Annotated in this window: 27 protein-coding genes and 1 tRNA gene; 20 read left to right on the plus strand and 8 right to left on the minus strand. The window is 53.0% G+C overall.

Translation table 11 applies throughout. The features are described from left to right. The first annotated feature begins 124 nt into the window (after positions 1-124). From LB462_RS08800 to LB462_RS08865, 14 genes are all read left to right on the plus strand, one after another. Positions 125-199 (plus strand) — tRNA-Asn (locus tag LB462_RS08800). Between the two features lie 449 nt (positions 200-648). Beyond that, entirely contained in the window at positions 649-1,344 is a 696-nt protein-coding gene (locus LB462_RS08805) for a WbqC family protein (protein ID WP_224506985.1), read from the plus strand. Positions 1,345-1,377: 33 nt separating this feature from the next. Then, the gene (locus LB462_RS08810) at positions 1,378-2,010 is read left to right on the plus strand and encodes a methyltransferase domain-containing protein (RefSeq protein ID WP_224506987.1); all 633 of its coding nucleotides are present in this window, start codon (positions 1,378-1,380) and stop codon (positions 2,008-2,010) included. Then, entirely contained in the window at positions 2,007-2,672 is a 666-nt protein-coding gene (locus LB462_RS08815; RefSeq protein WP_224506988.1) for an acetyltransferase, read from the plus strand. Before LB462_RS08810 ends, LB462_RS08815 begins: the two co-directional genes overlap by 4 nt. Beyond that, positions 2,669-3,583 carry a glycoside hydrolase family protein gene (locus LB462_RS08820; protein WP_224506990.1) on the plus strand — a complete coding sequence of 305 codons (915 nt, stop codon included), beginning with the start codon at positions 2,669-2,671 and terminating at the stop codon, positions 3,581-3,583. Before LB462_RS08815 ends, LB462_RS08820 begins: the two co-directional genes overlap by 4 nt. Further along, positions 3,546-4,013: a GtrA family protein gene (locus tag LB462_RS08825; protein WP_224506992.1), complete on the plus strand. Its 468-nt coding sequence runs from the start codon at positions 3,546-3,548 to the stop codon at positions 4,011-4,013. The genes LB462_RS08820 and LB462_RS08825 overlap by 38 nt, the downstream gene beginning before the upstream one ends. Then, a complete protein-coding gene (locus tag LB462_RS08830; RefSeq protein WP_224506994.1) occupies positions 4,010-4,894 on the plus strand; it encodes a class I SAM-dependent methyltransferase in 885 nt (294 codons plus the stop codon). The genes LB462_RS08825 and LB462_RS08830 overlap by 4 nt, the downstream gene beginning before the upstream one ends. A gap of 140 nt (positions 4,895-5,034) precedes the next feature. Next, positions 5,035-6,192 (plus strand): dTDP-4-amino-4,6-dideoxygalactose transaminase, encoded by a 1,158-nt coding sequence (rffA, locus tag LB462_RS08835; protein WP_224506996.1) that lies wholly within the window; start codon positions 5,035-5,037, stop codon positions 6,190-6,192. Positions 6,193-6,288: 96 nt separating this feature from the next. Further along, positions 6,289-8,148 carry a hypothetical protein gene (locus LB462_RS08840; RefSeq protein ID WP_224506999.1) on the plus strand — a complete coding sequence of 620 codons (1,860 nt, stop codon included), beginning with the start codon at positions 6,289-6,291 and terminating at the stop codon, positions 8,146-8,148. Between the two features lie 343 nt (positions 8,149-8,491). Continuing rightward, positions 8,492-9,517, plus strand: a complete 1,026-nt coding sequence (locus tag LB462_RS08845) for a class I SAM-dependent methyltransferase (protein ID WP_224507001.1) — start codon at positions 8,492-8,494, stop codon at positions 9,515-9,517. Next, complete coding sequence (locus tag LB462_RS08850) at positions 9,514-10,332, plus strand: phytanoyl-CoA dioxygenase family protein (protein WP_224507003.1); 819 nt, start codon at positions 9,514-9,516, stop codon at positions 10,330-10,332. Before LB462_RS08845 ends, LB462_RS08850 begins: the two co-directional genes overlap by 4 nt. Next, on the plus strand, positions 10,316-11,332 hold the full coding sequence (locus LB462_RS08855) for a glycosyltransferase family 2 protein (protein ID WP_224507132.1): 1,017 nt from the start codon (positions 10,316-10,318) through the stop codon (positions 11,330-11,332). The genes LB462_RS08850 and LB462_RS08855 overlap by 17 nt, the downstream gene beginning before the upstream one ends. A 187-nt stretch (positions 11,333-11,519) precedes the next feature. After that, on the plus strand, positions 11,520-12,884 hold the full coding sequence (locus tag LB462_RS08860) for an alpha/beta hydrolase (protein WP_224507005.1): 1,365 nt from the start codon (positions 11,520-11,522) through the stop codon (positions 12,882-12,884). Positions 12,885-14,234: 1,350 nt separating this feature from the next. Continuing rightward, positions 14,235-14,564, plus strand: a complete 330-nt coding sequence (locus LB462_RS08865; protein ID WP_224507007.1) for a DUF982 domain-containing protein — start codon at positions 14,235-14,237, stop codon at positions 14,562-14,564. A gap of 324 nt (positions 14,565-14,888) precedes the next feature. Here the strand turns inward: LB462_RS08865 and LB462_RS08870 are convergent, their stop codons facing one another. Then, positions 14,889-15,110: a hypothetical protein gene (locus LB462_RS08870; RefSeq protein ID WP_158482195.1), complete on the minus strand. Its 222-nt coding sequence runs from the start codon at positions 15,108-15,110 to the stop codon at positions 14,889-14,891. A gap of 402 nt (positions 15,111-15,512) precedes the next feature. Here LB462_RS08870 and LB462_RS08875 point away from each other — a divergent pair, with 402 nt between their 5' ends. After that, on the plus strand, positions 15,513-15,797 hold the full coding sequence (locus LB462_RS08875) for a hypothetical protein (protein ID WP_224507010.1): 285 nt from the start codon (positions 15,513-15,515) through the stop codon (positions 15,795-15,797). Between the two features lie 48 nt (positions 15,798-15,845). Here the strand turns inward: LB462_RS08875 and LB462_RS08880 are convergent, their stop codons facing one another. After that, a complete protein-coding gene (locus LB462_RS08880; RefSeq protein WP_224507011.1) occupies positions 15,846-16,052 on the minus strand; it encodes a hypothetical protein in 207 nt (68 codons plus the stop codon). Between the two features lie 122 nt (positions 16,053-16,174). On the opposite strand from LB462_RS08880, the gene LB462_RS08885 reads away from it, so the two are divergent. Beyond that, complete coding sequence (locus tag LB462_RS08885) at positions 16,175-16,483, plus strand: DUF6665 family protein (RefSeq protein WP_224507013.1); 309 nt, start codon at positions 16,175-16,177, stop codon at positions 16,481-16,483. Between the two features lie 30 nt (positions 16,484-16,513). Here LB462_RS08885 and LB462_RS08890 read toward each other — a convergent pair whose 3' ends face one another. Then, positions 16,514-16,762: a DUF2171 domain-containing protein gene (locus LB462_RS08890; RefSeq protein ID WP_112530262.1), complete on the minus strand. Its 249-nt coding sequence runs from the start codon at positions 16,760-16,762 to the stop codon at positions 16,514-16,516. 144 nt (positions 16,763-16,906) lie between these two features. Here LB462_RS08890 and LB462_RS08895 point away from each other — a divergent pair, with 144 nt between their 5' ends. Both LB462_RS08895 and LB462_RS08900 read left to right on the plus strand, forming a co-directional pair. After that, positions 16,907-18,412: an NAD(P)H-hydrate dehydratase gene (locus tag LB462_RS08895; protein ID WP_224507016.1), complete on the plus strand. Its 1,506-nt coding sequence runs from the start codon at positions 16,907-16,909 to the stop codon at positions 18,410-18,412. A 44-nt stretch (positions 18,413-18,456) separates the two neighbouring features. Next, positions 18,457-18,864: a hypothetical protein gene (locus tag LB462_RS08900; protein WP_224507018.1), complete on the plus strand. Its 408-nt coding sequence runs from the start codon at positions 18,457-18,459 to the stop codon at positions 18,862-18,864. Positions 18,865-19,192: 328 nt separating this feature from the next. On the opposite strand, the gene LB462_RS08905 is transcribed toward LB462_RS08900, so the two are convergent. From LB462_RS08905 to LB462_RS08920, 4 genes are read right to left on the minus strand one after another with little or no spacing between them, the layout of a single operon-like run. Continuing rightward, positions 19,193-20,179: a Csu type fimbrial protein gene (locus LB462_RS08905; protein ID WP_224507020.1), complete on the minus strand. Its 987-nt coding sequence runs from the start codon at positions 20,177-20,179 to the stop codon at positions 19,193-19,195. Continuing rightward, positions 20,176-22,614 (minus strand): fimbria/pilus outer membrane usher protein, encoded by a 2,439-nt coding sequence (locus LB462_RS08910; protein WP_224507022.1) that lies wholly within the window; start codon positions 22,612-22,614, stop codon positions 20,176-20,178. Before LB462_RS08910 ends, LB462_RS08905 begins: the two co-directional genes overlap by 4 nt. Then, entirely contained in the window at positions 22,601-23,317 is a 717-nt protein-coding gene (locus LB462_RS08915) for a fimbrial biogenesis chaperone (RefSeq protein ID WP_224507024.1), read from the minus strand. Before LB462_RS08915 ends, LB462_RS08910 begins: the two co-directional genes overlap by 14 nt. A 27-nt stretch (positions 23,318-23,344) precedes the next feature. Next, positions 23,345-23,881: a Csu type fimbrial protein gene (locus LB462_RS08920; RefSeq protein WP_224507026.1), complete on the minus strand. Its 537-nt coding sequence runs from the start codon at positions 23,879-23,881 to the stop codon at positions 23,345-23,347. Positions 23,882-24,339: 458 nt separating this feature from the next. Between LB462_RS08920 and LB462_RS08925 the strand changes: the two genes are divergently transcribed. Together LB462_RS08925 and LB462_RS08930 are read left to right on the plus strand one after the other, a co-directional pair. Beyond that, positions 24,340-25,596, plus strand: coding sequence for a class I SAM-dependent methyltransferase (locus LB462_RS08925; RefSeq protein ID WP_370637095.1), 1,257 nt, complete (start codon positions 24,340-24,342; stop codon positions 25,594-25,596). Beyond that, complete coding sequence (locus LB462_RS08930; protein ID WP_224507028.1) at positions 25,593-25,949, plus strand: hypothetical protein; 357 nt, start codon at positions 25,593-25,595, stop codon at positions 25,947-25,949. Before LB462_RS08925 ends, LB462_RS08930 begins: the two co-directional genes overlap by 4 nt. Positions 25,950-26,131: 182 nt before the next feature. Here LB462_RS08930 and LB462_RS08935 read toward each other — a convergent pair whose 3' ends face one another. Continuing rightward, positions 26,132-26,617 carry an Lrp/AsnC family transcriptional regulator gene (locus tag LB462_RS08935; RefSeq protein ID WP_114428935.1) on the minus strand — a complete coding sequence of 162 codons (486 nt, stop codon included), beginning with the start codon at positions 26,615-26,617 and terminating at the stop codon, positions 26,132-26,134. Between the last annotated feature and the right edge of the window lie 21 nt (positions 26,618-26,638).

The following is a 26,638-nucleotide window of genomic DNA, read 5'->3' on the forward strand; positions in this document are numbered from 1 at the left end:
AGGAACGCCTTCGCCCCATGTCATCATTCTGTTATGCACATAAGTCGAAAAAAAGCGAAATGGTCCTTTGCAAAAGCGAAACCCTTTTGCTATAGGCCACTTCGCTGATGAAATAAGCAGCTATTCCCCGGTAGCTCAGTGGTAGAGCAATCGGCTGTTAACCGATCGGTCGCTGGTTCGAATCCGGCCCGGGGAGCCAGTTAAATCAAAGGCTTAGCGAGAAATCGCTGAGCCTTTTGCTTTTCAAAGCACATCTGGGCAACGTTTGGGGCAACATTGTACAAATCCCAAATCATCCCCACTGATCACAGAGGTGCGGCAATACTGGCGTCGACAATCGTTTTTTCAAGTTCAAAAAGCGATGTGTCGAACTGTCGGAAGGTGCGGCCGCGGCCTGGTCGACTGACTTCCGTGGATTCCATCGTCAAATGACCACTCCGCTTCACCACGCATTTGCACCATTTCAAATCATGCTACGATGAAAATTGATTTGCTTTCCATGCCGGCGAAGATGGCATTGCTGCTGAGCATGAGTTATGCGGTCATTGCCTTGCGCTGGCTAGTCCAGCCATCCAAACAGAAAAGAAGTTGCCATTGATCGCAGGCCCGCGGTAACTGTTCCTCGAGCCGCATACCAAGCGAGAAGCAATGAAAAAAGTCGCAATCCTCCAATCCAACTATATTCCATGGAAAGGTTATTTCGACCTAATCGCCGCGGTGGACGAATTTATAATCTATGACGAGATGCAATATACGCGGCGTGATTGGCGCAATCGCAACCAGATCAAAACGCCCCAGGGAATGCAGTGGCTGACAATACCAGTAAAGGTGAAGGGAAAATACCTCCAAACTATCAGAGATACGGAGATCGAGGGCTCGGAATGGGCGGTTAGCCACTGGAGGTCGCTTACGACTAACTACAAAAAAGCGCCGTATTTCGATGAAGTTGCAGCCTTACTCGAACCGATTTATCTCCGGGGCAATCACAATTTTCTTTCTCCGCTCAACCGAGAATTCATGGAAATCACCTGTCACTACTTGGGCATCACTACACGCATAACGGACTCTTCGAACTACCATCTTGTCGATGGCAAAACAGAACGTCTTGCTGATTTATGTATGCAGGCCCAAGCTACCGAATACGTCTCGGGTCCCGCAGCCAGAGATTATATTGATGAGAATGTATTCAGAGAACGGAGCTTGAAACTCACTTGGTTCGATTATTCAGGTTATCCTGAATATCCGCAACTTTGGGGTCCATTTACCCACTACGTCTCTATTGTCGACCTTCTGTTTAATCGCGGTAGCGAGGCGCCTCAGTATATGAGGCATGTGCGCAAATGAAGCTTCGCCCGTACACCATTGTGAGGCAAGTCTATGCAAAGTGATAACAGCGACCTTCTGGCCGAGGTTGCCGAGTACTATTCAGGCAAGCTTGCACAATATGGGCAAACGCCCCGCGGTGTTGACTGGAATGGTGAAGAAAGCCAGACCGTGCGCTTCGATCAACTATGCAAAGTCATCGGGAATTCGAAATCATTCTCGATCAACGATCTGGGATGCGGTTACGGCTCACTGTTTGAGTATCTCAACAAGCGATACGATAAATTCAACTACTCCGGCTTTGACGTCTCGCACGATATGGTGCGCAGCGCCCAAGACCGCCAAAAAGACACCGGCAAATCACGCTTCATTGTTGCCAGCGAGGCAGATGAGATCGCTGACTATGGGATTGCAAGTGGGATATTTAATGTTCGTCTTACGCGAACTGACACCGAGTGGCATTCATACGTGTCTGCGGCCATCGATGCACTAGATCGCACGAGTAGGTTGGGTTTCGCCTTCAATTGCCTGACCTCGTATTCAGATGCGAATAAAATGCAGGAATATCTCTATTATGCTGATCCATGCGAGCTCTTTGACCTCTGTAAACGCCGATATTCACGCAATGTTGCGCTGCTCCATGACTATGGGCTTTATGAATTCACGATACTGGTGAGGAAGTCATGAAGAAACGTCTGGTCATTTTTGGTACGGGCGATATAGCCCAAATCGCACACGCCTATTTCTCAGAGGATTCCGACTACGAGGTGGTCGCGTTTACAGTCGATGGCGAATATTTGGCAGCGCCCGAATTCTGCGGGCTGCCTACGGTCCCATTCGAGACTCTCGCACAGACTTATCCCCCCGCAGAGAATTCGATGTTCGTGGCGTTGAGTTACACGAAACTCAATGCGCTGCGCCGTGAAAAATACGAAGCGGCCAAGGCCCGCGGATATAGTATGGCAACCTACATTAGCTCCCGCGCTAGCGTTCTGAACGGCGGAAACATTGGCGAAAATTGTTTTATATTTGAAGACAATACTATTCAGCCGTTTGTGACAATTGGCAACAATGTTACGCTCTGGAGTGGTAATCACATCGGGCACCATTCCACGATTGGCAGCCATGCATTCATTGCATCACATGTCGTCGTTTCAGGTGGAGTCAACATTGGTGAGCAGTGCTTTATTGGCGTGAACGCGACACTTAGAGATCACATAACAGTTGGTGAGAAATGTGTGATCGGTGCGGGTGCGCTACTTCTTGCTGATGCGGATCCGGAAGGCGTCTACGTCGCCCAAGCAACCGAACGTTCACGAGTGCCAAGTTCGAAGCTTCGCAAGATATGATCGAGCCGCGTAAATGGCGTAAGCTTGGCCTGCTGTACTGTCCGCCTGGAAACCATCCCAAGCTGCGTTCTCATGCCGCAAACCCGTTGGCTGTTCACATTGAAGGCAACATCTTTCGAGTGTTCTTCAGTGGTCGCGACGCCGAGAACAGGTCCTCTGTCGGTGCAGTCGACATCGATATCGAAAACAGAACGATTGTCACGGAATACGACGCGCCATTCATGCAGCATGGCCCCGAGGGCAGTTTCTTCGAAGCCGGGATCAGCATCGGCAATTGCTACAAGGTCGGCGATCAGCGCTACATGCTTTTCATGGGGTGGCAGAACCCACCGGGAGCACATTGGCGTGGTGAAATCGGGCGATTGCGAGTTACCTCCACCCTGACATTGGAACTCGATTTGAACGCACCTTTTATGGGTTCGGATAGCGATGACCCCATAAGCCTCTCATATCCCTGGGTAGAGCCGGTAAAGAGCGGCGGTTTCAAAATGTGGTACGGTTCGACCGTTAGTTGGGACGCTGGCAACGGAGAAATGCTGCATGTTATCAAATCTGCAATATCGGACGATGGCCATTCCTGGCGCCGGGAAGGCCTGGCGCTGCCCTACCGGCTTGGCTTCGCCCAGGCGTTTTCACGACCTACCGTAGTGAGCGACAAAGACGGATTCCATATGTGGTTTTCGTACCGTAGTGGACTTGGCGAGACCTACCGCATCGGTTATGCCACCAGCAGAGATGGGAGCGATTGGGAATTAAAGTTGTCGCAGACCGGGATCGACGTTTCAAACTCCGGCTGGGATAGCGATATGATTGAGTATCCTTTTGTTTTTAATCACAGAGGCTGCCGGTATATGTTGTACAACGGCAATGGCTATGGAAAGACTGGATTTGGCCTCGCGATTTACACTTAGGCTGCAACAACAGAAATCAGCGGTAGGACGACAATCCGTGGGGCAATTGCTCCGTTATGGGTTGGTCGGAGTTATCACCAATTTTTTAGGGTACATATTGTATTTATCCATCACATTCTTCGGGGTGGGACCCAAAACCACCATGACAGTTCTCTACTTTATTGGCACATCCATCAGCTTCGTCGGCAATCGGAAATGGGTCTTTTCTCATCAGGGCAATGTATTTGATGCAGGCCTACGTTACGTTGCAGCATATGCCACCGGCTATCTTTTAAACTACAGCATTTTGTTCGTGTTTGTTGACCTCTACGGCTATCCCCATGCCTATGTCCAAGCAGTTTCCATTGCTGTTGTCGCAGCCTACCTATTTGCGGTCCTCAAGTTTCTCGTGTTCCCCCACGTCCGCGCTCACGATGGAATTGTCGGATGATTCGTTGCCTCTCCTGCCAATCGGTTTTTGCTGCTGCCAGCAATGAAGTCACATGCATAAATTGTGGTTGGACCCCGCCGGAGATCGAAGGCTTCCGCGCATTTGCGCCCGAATTTGCAAGTTGTGGAGGGGGATTTGAACCTGAATACTTCAAGGAACTCGCTGAACTCGAGGCCGATAATTTCTGGTTTCGTTCACGAAACAAGCTATTGCTGTGGGCACTAAAGTCTTACAGTCCAGAGTTTCACTCTCTTCTGGAGGTTGGCTGCGGTACAGGCTATGTCTTGTCCGGAATAGCAGCCGCCTATCCAAACGCTAAGCTCTCGGGTAGCGAGATATTCACGGAGGGCCTCAAATTTGCGTCTGAGCGACTGCCGTCTGCGTCTCTCGCGCAGATGGATGCTCGCGGGATACCATTTGTGGATGAATTTGATGTTGTATGCGCGTTCGATGTTCTCGAGCATATAGAAGACGATGAACTCGTTCTCAGGCAAATGTGTGCGGCCCTGAAAGCGAATGGAACGCTGCTTGTTACGGTCCCACAACATCCTTGGCTGTGGAGCTCAATCGATGAATATTCTCACCATTTCAGGCGTTACACTGAAAGTGAGCTGCGCAATAAGGTGGAGATGGCCGGCTTTGAAGTTGTTAGGAGCACGTCGTTCGTGACGCTTTTGCTGCCCGCCATGGCTGCCTCGCGCATAAAAAGCAAAGAAAAGCCGGTATCCGAGATAGATGTTCGATCAGAGCTCCGGTTGCCTCCGATGGTGAACCACGTCTTCAGTACAATACTTTCCTGCGAGATTGCTCTGATTAAAGCTGGAATAAATATGCCCGTGGGAGGTTCCAGGCTGTTGGTTGCAAGGAAAACAAAGGGATAACTGTGGCGACGGCCTATTATAGCTAAGGTGTCCGCCGGCACTCGCCTCTGAGGTCTATTCGTTCGAGAGGCAGGTGGCCCTCTGTTGAAGTGCATGCGGAAAAGCGCGGCGTAGTTGGTTGGAATTGGAGCGACAGCAACATGAAAGACAAGCGAATTCCATTCAATTGGCCGCATATGACGGGCAAGGAATTATATTATATCGCTGAAAGCCATTTCAATGGGCGCTTGGCCGGTGATGGGCCATTTACCAAGCGTTGTCATGAATGGCTTGAAACCCAAGTTGAATGCAACAAGGCATTGCTGACACATTCATGCACGGCGGCTCTCGAGATGGCAGCTCTGCTCCTCGATATTTCTCCGGGCGATGAAGTAATTATGCCGTCATACACTTTTGTTTCCACGGCCAATGCCTTTGTATTGCGTGGCGGAGTGCCTGTCTTCGTTGATATTCGGGAGGATACGCTCAATATCGATGAGCGGTTGATCGAGGCTGCAATCACTTCGCGCACGCGTGCCATCGCCGTGGTTCACTACGCCGGCGTGGCATGTGATATGGACGCGATCATGGAGATAGCCCGACGCCATAAGATCAGGGTCGTCGAGGATGCGGCGCAAGGTGTTATGGCAACATATAAGGGGCGCCCGCTAGGGAGCATCGGAGATCTCGGCGCATACAGTTTCCATGAGACAAAGAATGTAATATCCGGTGAGGGTGGCGCACTTCTCGTGAACAACGCCGATTTCGTTCAGCGGGCGGAAATCATTCGAGAAAAGGGTACCGATCGGAGCAGTTTCTTTCGAGGTCAGGTTGATAAATATACCTGGCAGGAAGTTGGGTCGTCATTTCTCCCCGGCGAGATAATCGCAGCCTTTCTTTGGGCCCAGCTCGAGGATGCAAAAGCAATCACCACGCGTCGGCTGGACAGCTGGAACTGGTACCACAGCGCGCTCGCTCCATTAGAAGCTGTAGGAGCGCTGCGGCGCCCTATCGTGCCTCATGATTGCGAGCACAATGCACACATGTACTATGTACTACTTGCGGCGAAAATCGACCGTCAGGCCGTTCTGGACGAGTTGCGGACGCACGATGTCGATGCAGTATTTCACTATATTCCCTTGCACTCCTCGCCTGCGGGAAAACGATACGGGCGCGTGCACGGAAATCTAAATCAAACAGATGAGCTATCCGCGCGCCTCATTCGCCTACCCCTATGGGCTGGGCTACCTCAGGAGCAGCAGGAACGGGTCGTGTCGTTGCTATCCGGCGCAATTGAACGCCGAACGAATTCGATCTAGCTGCAGATGCTTGCAAAATTGCATCCATGATTTAGGCCCCCTGCTTCCAGCAATAGCAGTATTCAGTATTCAGTATTCGAGGATTTACCAGAAATCATGAATGCACTCAGACGTGACGCACGCATGGTAGTTCTAGCGGCCCTGGCTTTGCTTGCCGGCGCTTATCTTGCGTGGCAACTAATAGGGCTTCGTTTCACCAATCATGACGATATTTACTTCCATATTTACGCGAATATTTTCGCAGGAAATTATCTGGCGTTCACAAACGATATGGCCTTTGCACAAGCTAGAGTGCAAGCATACATAAATATGCCCATACTTCTTTGGGCTGATAGTTTTTCCAATTCGATATTTTTCGATGTATTGAATATCTCGGCATTTGCCATTCTTTACATCAGTTTTTGGAGCTTCTTACGCCAGATATGTGAGAAAGGTGACGCACTTGCGTTGACAGCAGCAACCCTTGTTCTCTTTCCATTGCACTATTATTTCACATTCCCGCAAGGGTATCCCGTAATGGCTGGGTGGACGTTAACTTGTGGATTTGCCTCGTCCGCACTTTTGGGATCGTATTTGCGCCGGAAACAAACATGGAAAATATTGACATCAGTTCTGCTATTCGTTTTCTCCCTTATAGGACCAGAATATAATTTCTTATTGCACCCTGTCTTTTTGGCCGTCGTGTTTGCAGCAAACACAGAAAAGGTTTCAAATTTCAGGCAATCCGGCAAAATATTTCTGCCTTACATGGTCGGTTGGGTTATATGCTCGATCGTTTATTTGGCTTTCTCAATGATTTCGCGGGAAAGCGGTGGTGACAGTTACGGGCGCGTGTCCGTAGGGCTCGATTTATACGCTTCGATCAAAACTTTTTTTGCACTGGAGCAGAAGTCGTTCCTGCCATTTTCACTTTGGAATGGCGTAAATTTGACGACGGCAACTGCACAAGGGGGTCCGAAAATCCCGTCCACAATAAGCTTTGCTACCTTAGCAACGGGATCCTATGACAGGGTATCCTTGGGGATCATTTTTCTACTTGGAACAATGTTCTTCTTCGTGTTGCTCCGCTTTCAAAGCCTGTCACCTCGTTCCATCCGATACATCGCCATAACCTCAGCGTCACTCGCTATCATCCCCACTTTAGTGCTATCGGCATCTTCTCACTACCATACGATGGTATTGAACGGTTCTATGCAGGGACATTTGATCTCTTTTTATGTACAACTTGGACTAACCGGAATCATTTTTTCTTCACTATGTTACCTGATCAATCTAGAAATCGGGAGAAATATGAGGATTACAATTATTATAGCGTCATCGGCAATATTCGCATGTCATGCAACAGTGACGTTTATTTACAATAACATTAATAGACAAGCTATGATGGCCAATAAGCAGAAGTGGGATGCCATGGAGCAGCTGGTTAATTTTGTATATTCTAGTCGCCCAGAGTTGAAAGGGGAGATATTTTACGGCCCAGGTTTTTGGACGTATACTGGTGTAAGTGTTATCCCGTGGGATAGCAAATTCAATGGATTTAACTACTGGAGTGACTACGCAAATAAAGTCCTCAACAAGCCATTAAAGTTTTCCAATGAGGCGATCCCCTCTGGCGAAACCATCTCCACAGGCTATTTTTCGACACCGGGTGGACCAATAGCGACTCTGAGGGAAAAAGATAAGACGAAAGATATATGGCGCATCACACTTATCGCCTCTTCGCCGATACCGGGGAAACTAAAGATGAGCATCAACAGTACACCCGAGGGAAAAATCGGTTCTGATTCTTGGATATGCAGCACGAAGTGCAGGTTTGTTTTTGAGGAACCCCTGTCGCTTGATCCCGAGGCCATGATTTTTGAGCCTGAAAACACGGGTCCAAAGCGTTTGATCTCGCAGTTTGCTATGCCCAGGATGGCTGGGTTTGCCCACCCAATGGGACGACCGGACCTATAGATTCGTCAACCTTATCCCATCAGGATAAGAGACGAAGACAAAAGCGATTTGCACGTTACCGCGAAAAAGACTCATTCGGCCAGAATGGCCGGTGATTTCTCTAATTTGGGAAAAGTTGTCGGTAAATCGATGGTAGTGTAACGGTGTCGATCCGGAGATCTCTAATAACCGATCAGTTTAGGAGCGAAAGTTGTCAGGACGTTTGTTATGCCCCGTATGCGCTTCGGCAAACGTCATGCCACTCGCCGTCCCACACAAGTCGCGTTCGATGGCCAGCGATGGTCGGTTATCCCGCACGCCGCTGGAGAAGTGTTCATGCGATTGGTGTGGCCACGGATTTCTAATGACCCCTCTAACGTCAGATGACCTGAGCAACGTGTACGGCGACAGCTACGATCTAGGTATGCGCGCTCCGGAGGCTGACAGGCTTCGTGCCATCGGATATTGCGATCAGATTGCAACCATCCTTGCAGAAAACATCCAACTGCCAGAAGAGGTTTCAGTCATCGAGTTTGGTTGCGGCACCGGAGCGCTCCTGACGGAAATTTCCAATCGCTGGATGATAAGCAACGCATTGGGAATAGAGCCAGCTCGGCAGCTTGTGGAGGTCGCGTTAAGACAAGTGCCCAAGGCGGTGCAAATTCAACAAGGATATGTTGACCTCAAAACTCAGTTTAGCCAGACGTACGATGTTTGTATTTCAGTAAATGTAATTGAACACACACAAAATCCGATTGAGTTTCTTTCTGCTTGTAGAGCGGCTATAAAACCAGACGGTGCTATTGTTATAATTTGCCCTGACGGAGGCGACCCTAACGCTGAGTTATTGTTCCGTGACCACGTCTCGAGTTTTTCTGTTCTTTCTTTCTCTCTTAGTGCATCCAAGGCCGGATTGTTGGTTACGCATACAACTGCGCTTGGAGGGGCGCAGCAAGGGTTCCGCATTTACTTGTTGCGAATTGGTACAGACCGGATTGAGTCTCCTTCGGCCGGAAGCTTCAAGTCAGTCGGCGAGATGCGGAATCAATACCTTCTAGGATGGGGCGAAGTAGAGCAGAATACCGAAGCTGCCATGGGGACAAGACCCTTCGGCATTTTTGGAATTGGCGAGTATGCCGATTTGTTGGCATCGTACTGTCCAGACTTAACGGAACGCGCAGAGTTTTTTGTGATTGATGACCCGCAAGCGAGTTCGCACCGCGGCCGGCGGGTAATTTCAACAGAAGAGTTCTTGTCGGATGACGAACATTTGGCGCTTGCGGCGGTGAACCCTAGAAGCTGGAATGCCCTCAGGCAGAAATTTAAATTGCAGACTGATCGCCTCCTCCACCCCTACCAGTTTACTCGTTTGAGGACAAAACTGACATGAATGAAATCGCGCGTTACGGTGTTCGAGAAGCATTATCCGCTCGGACTGACCTTGAGGTAAAAGCAGAGGAATTGCGCCTCTTGGGGTACACTACTCTCGATGCGGGACTTTCCAGCGCCGATCTCAATGCACTCTCCGATGGGTTTGACCGCGGTCGCAAGGATTATGAGGAAATAGCGGCTGGCAAGGGAGTCAATTTAGCGGCCATACAGGAGAGCGACACGATCCGGGTGTTGCCAATGGTGTCGCCGCAATTTTGGGCCGTAGTGTTTAATGAGCGGCTCCACGAGTTGCTTTCGCAGCTGCTCGGCGACTACTATATTCTCAATCAGGTCAATGGTCTGATAAATCGCGGAAATGGCAGCAAGTATGGTCAATCGGCCTATCATCGCGATTTGCCATACCAACATTTCGTAAGCTCTCGCCCGATTGCGATCAATGCCTTGTTCGCGGTTGATGACTTTACTATCGAAAACGGGGCCACCCGTGTCATTCCTGCCAGCCAGCACATGGAAGCGTTCCCGTCCGACGGCACGGTGAAGAATTTGCAACACCAGGTCGCCGTGCCACGGGGGACGTTTATAGTTCTGGATTGCATGCTCTATCACTCGGGTGCCCTGAACACCACTTCGGCAGATCGGCGGGCAGTGAATCATGTTTTCACCATACCTATGTTAAGACAGCAGTTGCATCTGCCCTCTATAATCGGAGATAAAATGGAACTCTCCGAATGGCAGAAAAAGATTCTAGGTTTTGGCCTGGACGAGTTTCGATCGCTGGAAGATTGGTTTGCCGCCCGTGCATCAAAGAACTAACGCCGACGCCGATATAGCTCTCTTGAGCATCGTAACTTCGATATATCGGTCGGAGGGCACAATCTCTGAGTTCGTCGGGCGGGCTCTGCGCGCGGGGAGATCCATTGCAAAGTCGGTGGAACTCATCATTGTAGATGATGGTAGTCCTGATCGTTCCTGCGAGCTGGTCCGCGATCTGGCGGACCAGGACAGCTCCATTGTCTTGGTTCAACTGAGCCGAAACTTCGGACATCATCGAGCGTTATTGACCGGCCTTGATCACGCCAACGGTGATATGGTCTTGCTGATCGACAGCGACCTGGAAGAGCCCCCAGAGAGTCTATCGTCCATGCTCGCGACGCTGCGAAACACCAATGCTGACTGCGTGTATGGTGTCCAACGCATCCGCAAGGGCGGTTGGTTCGAGCGATTCACCGGCAAGTTGTTCTATGACATGTTCGGATTGCTAAGCGACGTAAAACTTCCGAGAAATGTTTCGACAATCCGCCTTATGACGAAGAGATACGTGAACTCATTGCTGAAATTCCGTGACCACAATCCGGTGCTCGTTCCATTGAGTCTGATAACCGGCTACCGGCAGTCGGAGTATATTTTTGACAAAGTTAACTCCAGTGAAACGACGTACTCGATCAGGCGGCGATTTTCGCTGATGTTGCTCGCTATTACGAGCTTCAGCGCGCGCCCTCTGCTGTTGATGTTCTGGATGAGCGTCATCATCTCAGCCGTCAGTTTCCTTTATGCGGCTTATGTTGTAGTCATTGCACTTACGGAACCCGTTCAAGATGGATGGTCATCGCTGATGGCAGCGCTTTTATTGTTCTTTAGCCTCAACGCCTTTTTTACTGGCGTCATAGGCCTTTACGTCAAACTGATACTGGAAGAGGTAAAAGACAGACCTCGGACGGTGGTACAGGAAATCTATCGAAAACCATCTGCATCTGTCCAAAAGTCTTCAGGCGGCGATCGACCGCATTTGAAAACTATTCACCCAGATAGGTGAAGAGAGTTCATCGATGCGCATCGCCCGTTCCGCCATTGTAGGAGCGGCTTAAGCACCTTCAGCCTGGTCATCTTTGGTATCCACTTAGCAACACTATTGCTTGCGCATAACCTCCACAGAAGAGTACACTTCAACGTCAAAAGAAGAACATAAATAGGTGGGGAATGTCAGAATTACTTACACAAGCATGGATTCGCCATCCTATAATAATCACATTGCTGGTCATCTTGTTTGCGGTGTTGCTGGTATCTTCGCCTATAATTTAATTCACAGTCGAACCAGGAAACGCGGTGAAATCAACGCGAGATTCGATGAAAGCTTCGATCCCTTTGACCGTGAACCACGCGAGATGGAACGGACTAAAGGAAACGGCTGGATGAATCCTCGGCAGGATGATTCAGTCGGCCGCTCTCAAGATGCTCCGGTAGGCGGCTATCAGGACAGTTTACTCCCTCCGGCAAAGTCGACGCGCCGCCAAAGGTCCGAGGCCGCGGCGAAACATCACGTAAGCGATCCCTCAAACGAGAGGACTTGGTCAAAATCGGATGACAAGCGATGCGTCACCTTACTCTATACTACAAATCGACGGCCAATGAACCATTCATCAAGAGGCGTTTTTACCGGCGAGAGAGCGAAGAACATATCATTCGGGCGCGCCGTTGTCCGAGTACCTGAGGCTCACAGACTCGGAAAAGTTGAGCAGCCTTTCAAATTGTCGGTTCTGACGCTGACGTTCTACGAACAACAGCACGATATCAACAAGCACTTCACCATTGCAGGTGTTGAAATCTTTTCCAAAAACGATTGGTGCCATTTAGTAGCGACAAGCGGAGCTGATGAGGCACTCGTATTTGTTCATGGTTTTAACAATAGCTTCGATGACGCATTATACCGCTGTGCTCAGATTGTTTGGGACCTTCAATTCTCGGCGTTATCAGTACTTTTTTCTTGGCCCTCGCGTGGGCGAATGGCAGATTATCTTTACGACCGCGAGAGCGCTATCGGCGCACGCGACTCGTTCATCGAGTGTCTCAGCGCCTTGAAGGCCCAGCCAAACATTAAGAAGATACATATTTTGGCTCACAGTATGGGCAATCAAGTGGTGCTGGAATCGCTTGCGCACCACCGGCACGACATTCAGCCTCTGGGAATTGCTGAGTTAATGATGGCTGCTCCAGATGTCGACAGCGACGTTTATTGCAATATTGCTGCAAAAGTCCGGAGCGCCACGACTGGAATGACTCTGTATGCATCCTCCGCCGACAAGGCCCTTGCTCTTTCAAAAAAAATAGCCGGGGCAATGGCAAGGGCGGGTGATGTACCCATCGGTGGACCCATTATACTTCCTGGAATAGATTCGATAGATGTCACCGCCCTGGGAGATGAACCGCTCGGGCTTAACCACGGCACTTTTGCGCAAAGTAGGTCGGTCCTGAACGATGTGAACGTTTTGATTAGGACGAGCGGCCGACCTCCGAACAAGCGCCTCGCAGACATACGAAGTGTGCCCGAGGGATCGGATCCCGCTGATTACTGGCGATATTCAGATTGATCAATGTGGCTGCCGCGGTGCCTCGAACGCCGATCAAAGGTCTTGCTTGTTAAACGACGGCATCATGGTGGGAAAATGCATTTACTGTCCAAAATAGCGCTGACGGGCTTCTTAGCTTGGCCGCAACAACAATTGCATGTGCGTATTGCTCAGAGCCAAGCGCGCCGTCCTGCGTATCGAGCTATAGTTCTTTTGACGATCAAGACGATTTCGACAACTGCAAACGAGACGTCGAAGGTTTTAAGTCCGAAACGGAAGATTACCACCAATGCCTACAGCGCGACTACCAAACAAAGGTCGATGAGGCCCTGAGCGAAGCAAAAAACAAAATGTCCGAGGCAACGGACGCGTACAACGAGTCTGTCGAAAGCTTCAATCGCAGGGCGAACAACTAAAACGGGGCGCAATATGCTCATAGCAGGTCGCTCGACGACAAGCGCGAGCGGAGCCACTCGGAACCAACAGCGCAGAAAGCTAATCATGCCACGCCCGCGATTTGGCCTGCGTCAATGCGTATATTGTTAAGCACCAAACCTGTTCCTACATCAGGCTCGGTCGACGCGGTTTTCCTCCCATTTATCCGCGTTGGCTGTTCCCCTCTGGAGGTTTTTAACCTTCACAATTAGGCCGGGCTTTTTAGTCCGGCTCTTTCTTGTCAAGAGCAGAGACCCGTAGTTCATCACATTCGGCTCACGATCATCTGAATTGTACAGCCGTCAAATTGAACCTACGCCAGCGCGGGCGCCGTAAAATCGTGAGGAAATGCTATGTCTATAAAATCTCTGTTTTTGGTGGCCGCGATAGCACTATCAAGCCCTATGCTTTCTGGGTGCATCGACAGCGGCGGCGGCACTCAATATCAGCCCTATCATCCGGATTGGACGGGCTCGAACGGCGTTAGTTCCGGTCATATGCATTAACTGTCAGATGATGCAGGCCGCTCGACTACCAACCACGGATAAGAGCGGCCTGTGAAAGCTCGGCACCATACGGTGCACGTGGGCTATGTATCAAACCTGGTGCCTTGAAACGCGCTAGGTTTTTTGGTTTCCAAGCCTGCCATCCCGATGTTTTCCCCAATGCGCCTCTGGTTGCGGATTTGCGTTCGGCATTGTTTGGCTGGTACTCTGCCCTTGGTTGCGTGAGCACAGGGCGGTATGCTGGCTGACACAGGGCGCGATATGGCGAATGGCAAAAACCTTCAGAGCTATTTGAGAATGAAGCACCGAAGGCGCTTGCGAAATTCCCTGAGACGGATCAGTCGGGCGATGAAAAAATTGTTGCCCAAGCGAGGGCGGAATCGTCCTGATTAGTACCAAGTGACTACCAAGGCCTACGGAACCGAGTCCCTTGGTTGTCCGTTCGGGTCCGATGGACGATCGACTGTTCAACCCTGTGAGGATCATGACAAGCCAGCCTGGCAGGATGCGCGTGATCACCTCCGCACTGCGTGCTGCCGAGTGCATCCTGAATGACTGGCCAATCGAAGAGGGAGCGAAGCTTTCCGTGGCGAGGGAAGCTCTCCTGGCCTGTCTTGAACGCAAGCTCTCCCCCGGGGCCGCACGCGTCGCTTTCATTGAAGCGGCAAAAGAAGCTGGCAACTATGTCGATGAACCAACGCGATTGCCGCCGGCAGGAAGAGTGAAGAAGCCGCATAGGGCAAGGCGGCGGCTTTCATAGAGAAAACGGGCAACTTTCCATTGGCCACCAGCGTTGTATAATATTGGAAGTTTGGGAAGGAGTGACCACCATGGGAGCATCATCGCAACACTTTGTCAGGAGAATGCCAACTGCGCCGGGCCAACTTATGGATGCGAGTAAACAACACATGCCCAAGACCAGGCATGAACCGGAGAGGTTGTCCGACGTGCTAAAACGGTCGAAGGGAGCGTTTTCCATCAAGAAGCACACCGCCTTCAGCAAGGTAAGGGTCATAAAAACTCCGGACTTGTAATCTGATCAGGACGACACGCCTCAAAGGCGATGATAATGAAGGCGAGCTCCTCAACAGGAGCCCGCACCGGCCTCGCGAGCCTTGTCCTCGACCAAAGCATCAATCGCGCGCTGAACCTCCTGCAATCCCCATCCGGCGGCAAGCGCCTCCTGTGCGATGGCGTACATCTCGTTCGATGAAACCTTGTCAAGGAACTGATCGCGCATCGCCTCGCGCCATTCTGCTTCGCGCTGTTCATCGTCTTCGGCAGATCGCGGGGATGCAATACGCATGGCACTCACTCCTACGGAAAAGGCATGGTAGCGAATCACTTCTGAAAACGCAAAGCCTGTCAAGTCCGAGAACATTCGGGGACCTATCGCACCGACGCATATCTTTGGGATGCAGCTTGGCAAAACAATGGATTTGCGGGTAAGACCACAGGACAGGACGCCCCGCTCCATCCTGATCGCATTTTCACCAATGAACACGCTGGAACCTTTTTGTCGTGCATTTGTTGAACAATCACAGCGACTGATCACAGCAGTCGGGAGGACTCATGATGTCAATGAAATCACTTGTAATCGCTGCCGTAGTCGGCCTGTCCGGTTTATCGGCTTCCGGATGCGTCGAAACCACCGGACCTTACTATGGCGGGTACAGCGGATATGGCGGCTATTACGGAACCACCATTTATGACGACGGATATTATAACGGACCTCGCTATTACAACAACAGGTCCCGTTACTACAATAACCGCCGTTATGATGGAAACCGCGATGACTGGCGCCGTCGCCATGACAATTCAGGCAGCCGTGACGATTGGCGCCGCAGGCAAGAAGCCCGCGCAGACCGTCCCGATACACCGCGCCCTGCTAGGCCGCCGCGAAATGACAGCCGACCCCCGAGCCAGCCCGATATATACGTTCCTCCAGTCAGCAGACCTCACGGATACATGGGTAATCAGCAACGCTAGTTGAAACGATAGGTGGGCGCCGCGAAAATCCACGGCGCCCAAACTGTTTCTATCAAACATGCTTTGGCGGTTCCCTCACCTCGTCGGGGTTGGGCACCGGCATTTCGTCAGGCAAGCGGTCGGGTGGCGGTTCTTCCACCGGGATTTCGCTTGGCGGACTGGGTTCTGGCGGTAGTTCTTCGGGCCGCGGCGCGGGGCCAGGATCGGTTGGCCGGTTCGTGTCTGGTCCTGGCTTCGGAATTGGTGCTGGATCGCCCATATTGTACCTCCCATATCGAAGGTTAATCCCGCGCGTCCGCTAATGTTCCGCTGCTTCTTGCGCGCACAAAGGCTTTATGCTCGAATCGGCGCCATCCCGTAGCCAAAAATTGATAGACCGCCATGTCATTCAGACCTCCGCAAAGCATCGCCGCCAGGTTCGACCGGGACAGCCCGCCAAACGCCCTTGATATGGAAATCATGGCGGAAATGGCCGCCGCGCTTGGCCGCGCTGGGGAAAAGGTCGAACAGACATTGGAAAAGCTTCACGCAGCACCGGAATCCGGGCGGCTTCCCGAACTCAAAGCCGCGGCGCGCGCCGTCCACGCCTATTTCATCCAACGTGAACTATGCGGCCTGCGCAATCACGACGACGCTATCCGCCACTACGGCATTCCGCGCGCGGTGCTGGTGCGGTTGGGTGCTGTCTGACAGGCCTGAAGAGATCTCCTCGGGCGCAGATTACTTTTCAGATTTCTCTTCTTCAAACATCACTGCCACATCGGAATTGGCCGACAGCCGAACCTTGTTGCCTTCCACTTCCGCCACCAGAGATGTTGAAATGTAATGATGATGGCCCTTGTGCGAGCCCTCCCCGCTATCCTTTTTCGTCAGTTTGATGCGCGCCCCATCGACGTGATCCACTGTACCGACATGGACGCCGTCCGCTCCGATGACTTCCATATGTTCTTTGATGCCTGTTACAGCCATGACTTACCTCCAAAGTTGCAACACAGGAACGCTCGAAGTGAACTTTGGATGCATTGCTGCGTTGAAGGGTTACGCGGCAGTCGCGAAACCTCTACCTTGATCGCAGAAATTCCTTTTCGATCATATCATAGGTCCCGATCCTAAATGACCCACGAAATTTTGACGCCTGGAGAAATGGGTGAAGCGGACAGGCGGACGATCGCGGCCGGTCCGTATGATGGCTACGGCCTGATGCTGAATGCCGGGGCTGCCATTGCCCGCCACCTTCTCGCGAAATATGGCGGCACGTCCGAATTTCATGTCCTGTGCGGACCCGGAAACAATGGTGGCGATGGCTATGTCGTTGCGCGCCTGCTCGCCGAGAGCGGTGCGACGGTAGATGTCTGGTCATCCGGCACACCCAAACCGCAGACCGACGCGGCACGAGCACTTCAGGATTGTCCGCTCCAGCCGCGGCCCATCGGCGAATTCCAGCCAAACTCCGGTAGCCTCGTTGTCGATGCGCTGTTTGGCGCAGGATTGAACAAAGAGGTGACAGGCGAAGCGGCGGGCGCGATCGGGCGTGCCAACGAAGCCTCGGTAAGGCGCGTTGCTGTCGATGTGCCTTCGGGGCTCGATGGCTTGACCGGCCAGCCGCTCGGTCCGGTTTTACAGGCGACAAGCACAATCACGTTTTTTCGCAAGAAACCCGGCCACCTGCTTTATCCGGGGCGTCAACTGTGCGGCGAGTTGATCGTCGCAGATATCGGCATAGGCAAGGACGTTCTGCGCGACATCCAACCACGCTGTTTTGAGAATACGCCGGACCTTTGGCGAGGCTTGCTTCCGGCGCCGGAAGCCAACACACACAAGTACAAGCGCGGCCACGTCGCAGTGTTTTCTGGTGGTGCGACCGCAACAGGCGCCGCGCGGCTATCGGCCTTGGCGGCAGCAAGAAGCGGTGCGGGTGCCGTGACACTTCTCTCGCCGGCAGAAGCGTTAGGCGTCAACGCCGCCCACCTCACCTCGATCATGCTCAGCCGCTGCGACCACCCGGAAGATTTGCGGTCTTTTATCGAAACACGGAAGGCGTCAAGCTTCGTACTCGGACCGGGTTTCGGTATTGGTGAAAAAGCCCGCGACTTTTCCCTCGCCCTGCTGCGGAACCAGGATGCGAAGCTGGTCTTCGATGCCGACGCGATCACATCTTTTCGGGATCATCCTGACATCCTTTTCAACGCCTCACGCAGCGCACCGGAAATCCGTCTGGTGCTGACACCGCACGACGGCGAATTCAGACGTCTGTTTCCCGATATCAGCGAGAAAAACTTGCCCTCAAAGGTCGAGCGGGCCCGCGCCGCCGCTGCCCGTGCCCATGCGATCATCATCTACAAGGGCGCCGACACTGTCATCGCATCGCCAGATGGTCGCGCTGCGATCAATACCAATGGAACGCCGCTTCTGGCGACAGCAGGTTCGGGCGATGTTCTCGCAGGTCTTGCCGCAGGCCTGATGGCGCAGGGTATGCCTGCATTCGAGGCCGCCTGTGCGGCGGTCTTCATTCACGGCGCGGCGGCACGTCACCTGCATTTCGGCCTGATTGCCGAGGATCTTCCTGCAGCAGCAGCTTTTGTTCTTTCGGATTTGTTGGGGAATTTGGTCCAGGAGTGATGTTAGGGATACCGGCAAGCGCAGCTGGATTAAGGAGATTGATAATGAGAATATTGTTTCGAATGATTGCCCCGATGTTACTCGCTGTTTTGGCGGGATGTGCCGCAATTTCATATGCCAAGGATAATTATGCGGGGATTTCACCCCAGCAGTTCAAGGCAGCCAGCGGCGACAGATACACCATCTATGACAATATCGCGCAAAGCCGATTGATGATCGGACCGGCAGGCAGCGCTTCTGCAACGCAGGGGTTCGTCAAAGGTCTTGGTCTCGGTTCTGTGCCGCCTGTCGTCTACCGTGATGTTGCCGAGCAATATTTGCGGTCTACCGAGCGCAACTGCACTGCGCTGGATGTTACCCTTATCCTCGATCCGCGCTACGAGGTACGCTATCGCTGTGAACGCACGCGCGGACCTTCCGATGTGCTGCTTGGCCCTGCCCGGACCGGCTAGGGTCTGTTGGATTGGATTTGTCTCAGTTCATTAACCCTGTCTTTACCTTGATCATTCACCTTGTTCTCAAGCGCGATTTGTACGGCGTACGCGCTTCCAAGGTTTCTTGCCATGCGTCATCAATTCGTCGCAATGGCAAACTAATAGTTGGGTATAGCGAATAGCTTATTTCCATTTTTGACCACGGATGTACTGGCACTGATGTCGAGGTAAGCTTAGGAAGGTCGGGTAGCTCCCGGCCTTTTGCTTTTTCCAACGGCTTTGCTGCGCCAAGCGGGCGGGAAAGATATGGTTCGTGGCGGGTAACGCTTGGCCTTGCCCCCGGTTGCTATTGGTATTCGAGCGTCACAACAACGTGGTCGTTGTAGGTTCCTTGAGACGGTGTGTTTTGCTTCGGAACACGCGCGTAGACAGGGAACGCCGTTTCGAGGCCGTCTCCCTTTTGGCCCTTCAACACAAGTGCACCCGCATCACCCCATAGCTGTGATCTCTGGCTGTCCTTGAAGAGATCATAGTTGATCTTTTCGTTACCGTTGGACATGTACCGCGTCGTGTTCGACACGCCCTGATCGCCCCATCCGAGTTTGAGATCGTAATTGGTCCCTTTGGGACACATGACCCGAAACTCACCCTGTTGGTCGCGCGGTTGTTGCAAATCCTGCCAGGTACCAAAATCGATGTGCTGACTGACGTCAAGGGTGCAACGCGGTTTGGCGATAAAACGAACCTTCAGATTGCCGCTCGTTGACTTTGCACCCGACAGATTGCAGCCCTGTGGAGGGAAAAGCCACCAATAACCGACATAGGTATAACTAACGGGCAGTTCCGTTTTGTATTCGCCATCCGCTATATTTTTTTGTACCGGGATCCAGCCATAGAATGTGAATGTTCCCGAGCCTTTTTTCCGCTCGCCAATCGACAGCAGGCTCCAATTTACATCCACATCCCCACTGTTAACGATGCCGGGTCTATAAGGAACAGTATGATCAGGGTTCCCATAAAGCTGGAAATTCAACTTGTTGTCCTCGGCGTCAGCCAAAAACCGCCAATTAGCATTACCACCCATGGTTCCTTGAGCGATACTCATGCACACCCGAATCCGGGCTCCAAGGATGCCAGCAACATCGAATGCGATATCGGTTTCGCAACTCAGCTTGATTTCTATCTTTGCGTCGATTTTACCGTCCAACACCAGGTCGCCAACGCCAAAGTCAACAGTCGGCGGGGTGAATGAACACGTCGTATCGGCCATCGCCGTTCCCGGCGCCAGAAACAGCACGAACAAACACATCAACGGCAGCAGAAAACGTTTCATTGGCACACCACATTTTTGATTGCGACCTGGGTTCCGGGCTGCGGGCTATAGGCGAAGGCCGCATGGCAGGTCTGACCATTGACGAATTCCACGGTGACATTGTTGTTGCGCGACAGCCCCTCGATAAAGGCTTCGCCATCATAACCAACGACGAATGTCGCATCCGACCCATCGATCCGGCCGAGGAGCCCGGCAGTGAGCGGCTTGCCGCCCGCATCGGTCAGCCCGACCAGCGCCGCGGCCGCAGCCTCCTTGACGTGAAAGTCGACGACGACCCCGCCACTATTGGCCGGCACCACCACTGTCCGCGTATCGCGCACCACGGCATCGACGGGCAGGTTTTGCGGGTCGATATCGATCTGGTTCGGGTCCCAGGAATTGAGATCCGGCACGATCAGCCGTCCGCTGCTGTTGGTATGTCCAACCACATTGTTGCGCGACCTGACCTCGACATTGGCCGCACCAACGTCCACGACGGCGAAAGCATCATCGATACGGTTCGTGGCGAAGACACCGCCACCAGCTACGGCAATGGCACCGTCGAGCGAGCCGCTGGCCCGCACCGCATCGCCATATTGCTGGACCCAGCCGTCGACGCGCGCATACTTGCTGCGATAATTGCCGCCAGCCGAACGGTTGGCCGTCTTGCCTTCGCTGGTTCGCACGTTCCAGCCGTAGCTTCCTTCCTCGCGGGTCGCCGACTTTGAAACTTCGGCAAAACCGGCAATGTCCTTGCCGTTCTGGTCGATACCAGTCGAGCCATAAATATCATTGTCGAAGGATACAGAGAGACCGGCATAGACGCCGAAACTATCGCTGTCGTCGAGATCCTTGAAAGCGGAGGCGTAGAACGAAGCGTTCTTCCACAGCGAAGTGCTGTAGGACGTGCTGGCTGTACGGGTTCTGTCGCCGCCGTCCGTTTCAATCTGGGTAAAGGACAGGTTGATATTGGAGCGGCTGAACAGCGTCGGCAGGCTCAGGCTCACCTGATCCACCGCGCGCGGCATGCGAGCCGTGAAAGTACGCGAACCTGGATAGTAGTAATTATATTGTTCGCGAATGCGCTCATTGTCGGCACTCACCGAAGCGATGTCGTCATAGTTGCCGTAGCTGCGCTGCATCCGGCCATAGAGCGAAAAATCGTCATAGCGCAATTCGAGCGATCCATTGAGCAGCGTGCCGGTTTGCCCATCGTGCTGGCTGCCGGCAACAGCAAGCGATGTCGCGCCCCAGCGTCCGAGGGGAAAAGTGGCGCCAATACCGCCATTCAGGAGATCGGCGCCGCCCTCGGCATGCCCCTCCAGCGTCAGCCAGTTGGTCAGGCCATAGCGCATGGTCGCCGTGCCGAAGACATCGCTGGCATAGTCATTGGATTCGCTGCCGTAATTACGGCGCGGAAAACCGACCTCCGCCGAGAAATCGATCAATCCCTTCGCGAGCTGTTCGCTCGATGTGTAGAAGGGCAAGGTAGTCCTCGTCTCGCGACCGAGCGTGTCGCGGATGACGACCTGCGCCTCGCCGGAACCGGTGATGACTGGAAGATTGGTGAGTTCGAACGGGCCCGCCGGAATGTCGGACGTATAGGTCTTTACATTTTGCGAATAGACTTCAAGGGTCGAAGGCACAGCCGCCGAGCCCGAGACGACCGGCATGGGCAGCGTCACCAGATCGGAGCGCAAGGCAAAGTTGCGTTCCACCTGCATGCCGCCGAGATACACCGAACGCGTCCATGGCAGGCTGCGGGTAACGAAATCGCCGGCATTATAGGTGATCATCCGTTCCGGGTCGGAATAGTTCCACGTCGTGTTGAGGCGCTTGAAGCCTTGGAGTTCGCCGTCGGAAAGACTGGCCGTAAACGATTGATTGACCGTGCCTAACGGGCTGAAAAACCGGGCGTCGAAGCCGCCGGAAATACCCTGAAACGGCTTGATATCCGCATCGGTCAGATCGTTTGAGCTTGAATAGAGCGTATAATTGAGTACCGCGCCCGTGCTTGATGTCGGCTTAGGGCGCTCGCGTTCGCTGCGCTCGGCATCGAGATCGATCTTGCGCGGGACACGCGCCGCATCTGTGGCGACAACGTAGATGCTCTGCGTTTCCGGCACGACGTGATATTCAATGCCAGGCAGATCGTTGAGGTGGATTGACCCGTCCCGCCTGATCGCTGCCTTGAGCGGCTTGATGCCAACCTCTTCCAGTTCATCGGGCTTCGCCGTCAGACTGCCGTCCGGCAATTGTTCGAACGTCCCGACAAAATCCGTGTTCGCGTCATTGATGAAAACGGCAAGCTGCAGCCCTTGCGCGCCGCGGGCTTCGGTTGCTGCGGTGACAACTGGATCAGTGGGCGGATCGGCGGGCAGCTCTTGCGCCTGCCCTGCCCCGACGAGACTGACAGAAAGGCACAGGGCTAACGAGCCGCGGCTAATTGCTGACATCGACATTGGCTTCTACCGGCCCTTTGTCAGTCTCAAGCTTCAGGATGGCGGGACCGGCAGCCAGGCCCTTTGCATTGCCGAGCTCGAACTGTGCCGAGCCGCCAGCGGTTACATACCCCGCAACGTCTTTCTTGATGGCAATGATCCTGCTGTTCTGCAGGAGCTGAACATCCTTCACGCGCAGCTTCGTCGCGCTGGTATTGGTTCCCGACAAAAGATAGCCGCCATTGCCGCGCCGGATATTCCAGGTCACCTGGCCCGCCGGCGTCTCGGCAGCCCTGAAGAACACGGGCAGCGAGAACCGCACCGTGAAATTGACGTTGCCATTCTTCATGTGCGAGGGATCCGGCAACTCATCAACCAGAACGCGGTAGCTTTCCTCGATGGCGACCGGCTTCTTGCTCACACGCACGACACGCAGGATATATTGATTGTTGGCGCCAACCTGCGCCACCGGCGGGCTTGCCACCACATCGGTTGTCGGGTCGAGCCTTTCGATACCCATGACCTGGCTCCAGCGGAACACCCGCACCTGAACCTTCACAGGCTTGTTGTCGCCATTCCTGAGCGTGATGACGCCGGCCGACTCCGGCAGCACCTTTTCCAGACGGGTGGGTGAAACCTGCAGGGAGGACGCACCGGCAACACTGGTTTGCAACGCGCACAGACCGAGAAGGCCCATGCCGTATAACAAGGATCGCATGGCGTCCTCCTGTGATGTGCGGATTGGTTATTTTATCTCAACCGATACCGTTACTTTATCGGTATAGGTACCGGCAACAGGAACAGTAGACGTGGACGGTACACGGCCATAAACCGTAAAGGCCACATTGCTACCGGGAGTGGCTGGCAATGGCTTAACGTTAAGATCGGAGCCGGTATTACCCCAAGATTGAGTGTACCCGCTGTCCTTGAAAAGGGTATATTTGATCTTGTTGGCCCCATCGACCAGATAGCGGTCATTGCCTGCGCCGGCGTTCTGCCCCTTATCAAGGCCAACTTCAACTGTTTGATTTGCCTTGCCTGCTGAGGTGCACGAAACATTGAACGTGGTGGACGCGTCGATATTATCGCTCAACGTCGACCAGGTACCGAAGTCCATAGTGCTATTGGCACTATTAGTAGTGAAAACGCTGCAGCCTTCTATAATCGTAAGCTTCACATTGAGCGTGCCGGTCTTGGATGCAGCAAATGCAGAACCGGTGAGACCGAATGAGGCCGCAAGGACAGCGGCGCATGCGATGCGTATGGGGAAACGAGGTGTCATTAAAAAATTCCTTGATTAAATTGATCACATAAAAATGACCCCTACTAATTGGGAGGGGCGTTTGGTTAACATGAGGTGAAGCATGTTTCCGGTCAAGAAGTGTTCCGGTCAAAATGCGAAGTAAATCCAATTTTTTTGAAAATCATCTGGCGCCTGTTACCAAATAAACACATAACAACTTCTGCGTGTTTCTGGATATTATACTTTAGTCTATTGTCTAAGACGTTTTATGTGAGTCTCCAGTACCACGCTCATGGCCGGTGCCGGATCGCCGCGTGACGAAGATCAAAAATCGGGTGGCAGCTTCACCATATCGCGTGGCCTCATGTTCAATCATCAATTGCAAACGCAAGGTGCCTCATTCCGGTTATTCGAAAACGCTGCCTTGCAAAAATCAACTTGAACATTTGTGACATTCCCGTGAATAATGCCTGTGGGATGCGGGACAGTTAAAACAGATGCTGAATGAGACGACAGCCGGTGATGCGGTGACCCAGACGAGATTTCTGACACCGGACAATGTCGGCGCGGTGCTGAAGGGCCTGCCGCTCAAGGCACAGGCGGCGTTGCGCGCTGCGGCCCACCTGCCGCGCGGCACCTTGACCATCACCACGCCCGACCGGAACGTCTTCAAGGTGGGTGGGCGCCAAAACGGCCCGGATGCCTCGGTTGTGCTTCACAACTGGAACTTGCCGGGCAGAGCCTTTGCCGGCGGCACCATCGGCGTTGCCGAATCCTATATGGACGGCGATTGGGACAGCCCCGATGTCACCACTTTCCTTGAACTCTTCGTCGTCAATGAAGAGGTGGGTGAAGACCTCGCCGGCGGCTCCAACTGGTTTATCAACGCCGTACAGCGCCTGCGCCATTGGCTGAACGACAATACGAGGGGTAGATCACGCAAGAATATCTCGGCACATTACGATCTCGGCAATGCTTTCTACCGCGAATGGCTCGATCCGACGATGACCTATTCCTCGGCGCTCTTCGATGAAGGCGTCAATGATCTCGAAGCCGCCCAGACCGCCAAATATAGGGCGCTCGCCAACAATATCGGCATCACCGCCGGGTCGCGGGTACTGGAGATCGGTTGCGGCTGGGGCGGCTTTGCCGAATATGCAGCGCGTGAGATCGGCGCCCATGTCACCGGGCTGACCATCAGCCGCGAGCAATTCGACTATGCGACGCAGCGCATCGAAAAGGCCGGGCTTTCCGGCATGGCCGAGATCAAATTTCAGGATTATCGCGACGAGACCGGCAAATATGACCATGTCGCCTCGATCGAGATGTTCGAAGCGGTTGGCGAGAAATACTGGCCGGTGTTCTTCGGCAAGGTCAAGGATTGCCTTAATCCGGGCGGCAGTGCCGGCATGCAGATCATCACCATTAATGACAAGAGCTTCGATCGCTATCGTAGACGGCCGGATTTCATCCAGCGCTATGTCTTCCCGGGCGGAATGCTGCCAACACCGGAGAGGCTGAAAAGCCTGGGCAAGGAGTTCGGCCTCGACCTCTACTGCGAAAATATCTTCCCCCAGGATTATGCCCGCACGCTGGCCGAATGGCGCGAGCGCTTCTGGGGTTCGTGGGACCAGCTGCGCAATCTCGGCTTCGATGGCCGCTTCAAAAAGCTCTGGGAGTTCTACCTGTTTTACTGCGAAGCGGGGTTTCGTTCCGAATATATCGACGTGCGGCAGGTGTTTTACAAATCATGACCAATTCGCTCGATGAATCATTTGAGCGTATCTGGACAATCGCCGAGTCGCTGCACCTGCCCGAGCTTGTGCGCAGCACAACCCATGGCACACCCTCGTTGAAGGTGAAGACCTCATTCATCGGGCGTATGAAAGATTGGGAGACCTTTGCAATCCATTGCCCGCTGGAGGAGAAACCGCTGCTGATGGAGAGCGTTCCGAATATCTATTTCGAGACCGACCACTACAAAGGCTGGCCCTATATCCTGATGCATCTGGAGGCTGTTTCCGATGCGGAACTTGGCCACCGGATCAAACTTGCCTGGCATGCCAAGGCGCCGGCAAAAGTCAAAAAAGCGCTCGCAGCGGGATGACGACTGCGAGGAAATTTCTCTGGAGGATAATTTGACAGGCCGGAGCCAAATCCAGAACACTTCTTGCGCAGAAAAGTCGCGAACCCATGCAAGAAACTACGATTCGCATGCAAGAAAGTGCGATTCTGATGCAAAATTTTCAACGCTGGGATGAAATTTGGTTGTGACGACGCGAAATTGCGCTAGCTGGCGGTCTCGATAAGCGCCGTTTCGACGCCCAGACCGGTGCGATCCGCCACTTCGCGCAAAGCAAAGGATGAGTTTATCTTCGTAACGTGCGGCATGGCCGACAACCAGAATTTGTGTATCCGCTCGTAATCCTCAAGATCTTTTGCAGCAATGCGCAAGAGATAGTCATATTCACCCGACATCAGATAACACACCAATACATTGGGGCACAGTTTTACTGCGGTCTCGAATTCGCGCAGCTGTTTGTCCGCCTGTCCGGACAGGGAAATGTTGACGATAACGATAACCGGGTGACCGAGCATCTTGTTGGAGAGACGTGCATGATAGCCGCGAATGACGCCCGATTTCTCCAGTATATCCAGCCGCCGAGAGCATGCGGACTGCGATAGGCCGACCTTTTCGGCAAGCGTTGCATTCGACATGCGGCCATCTTTCTGCAAGCTGTCGAGAATAGCGATATCAATCCTGTCTAATGACATTGTTCGAACTTTCCCCTTATA

The sequence above is a fragment of the Phyllobacterium chamaecytisi genome (assembly GCF_020164455.1).
In the GTDB taxonomy this organism is placed as follows: domain Bacteria; phylum Pseudomonadota; class Alphaproteobacteria; order Rhizobiales; family Rhizobiaceae; genus Phyllobacterium; species Phyllobacterium chamaecytisi.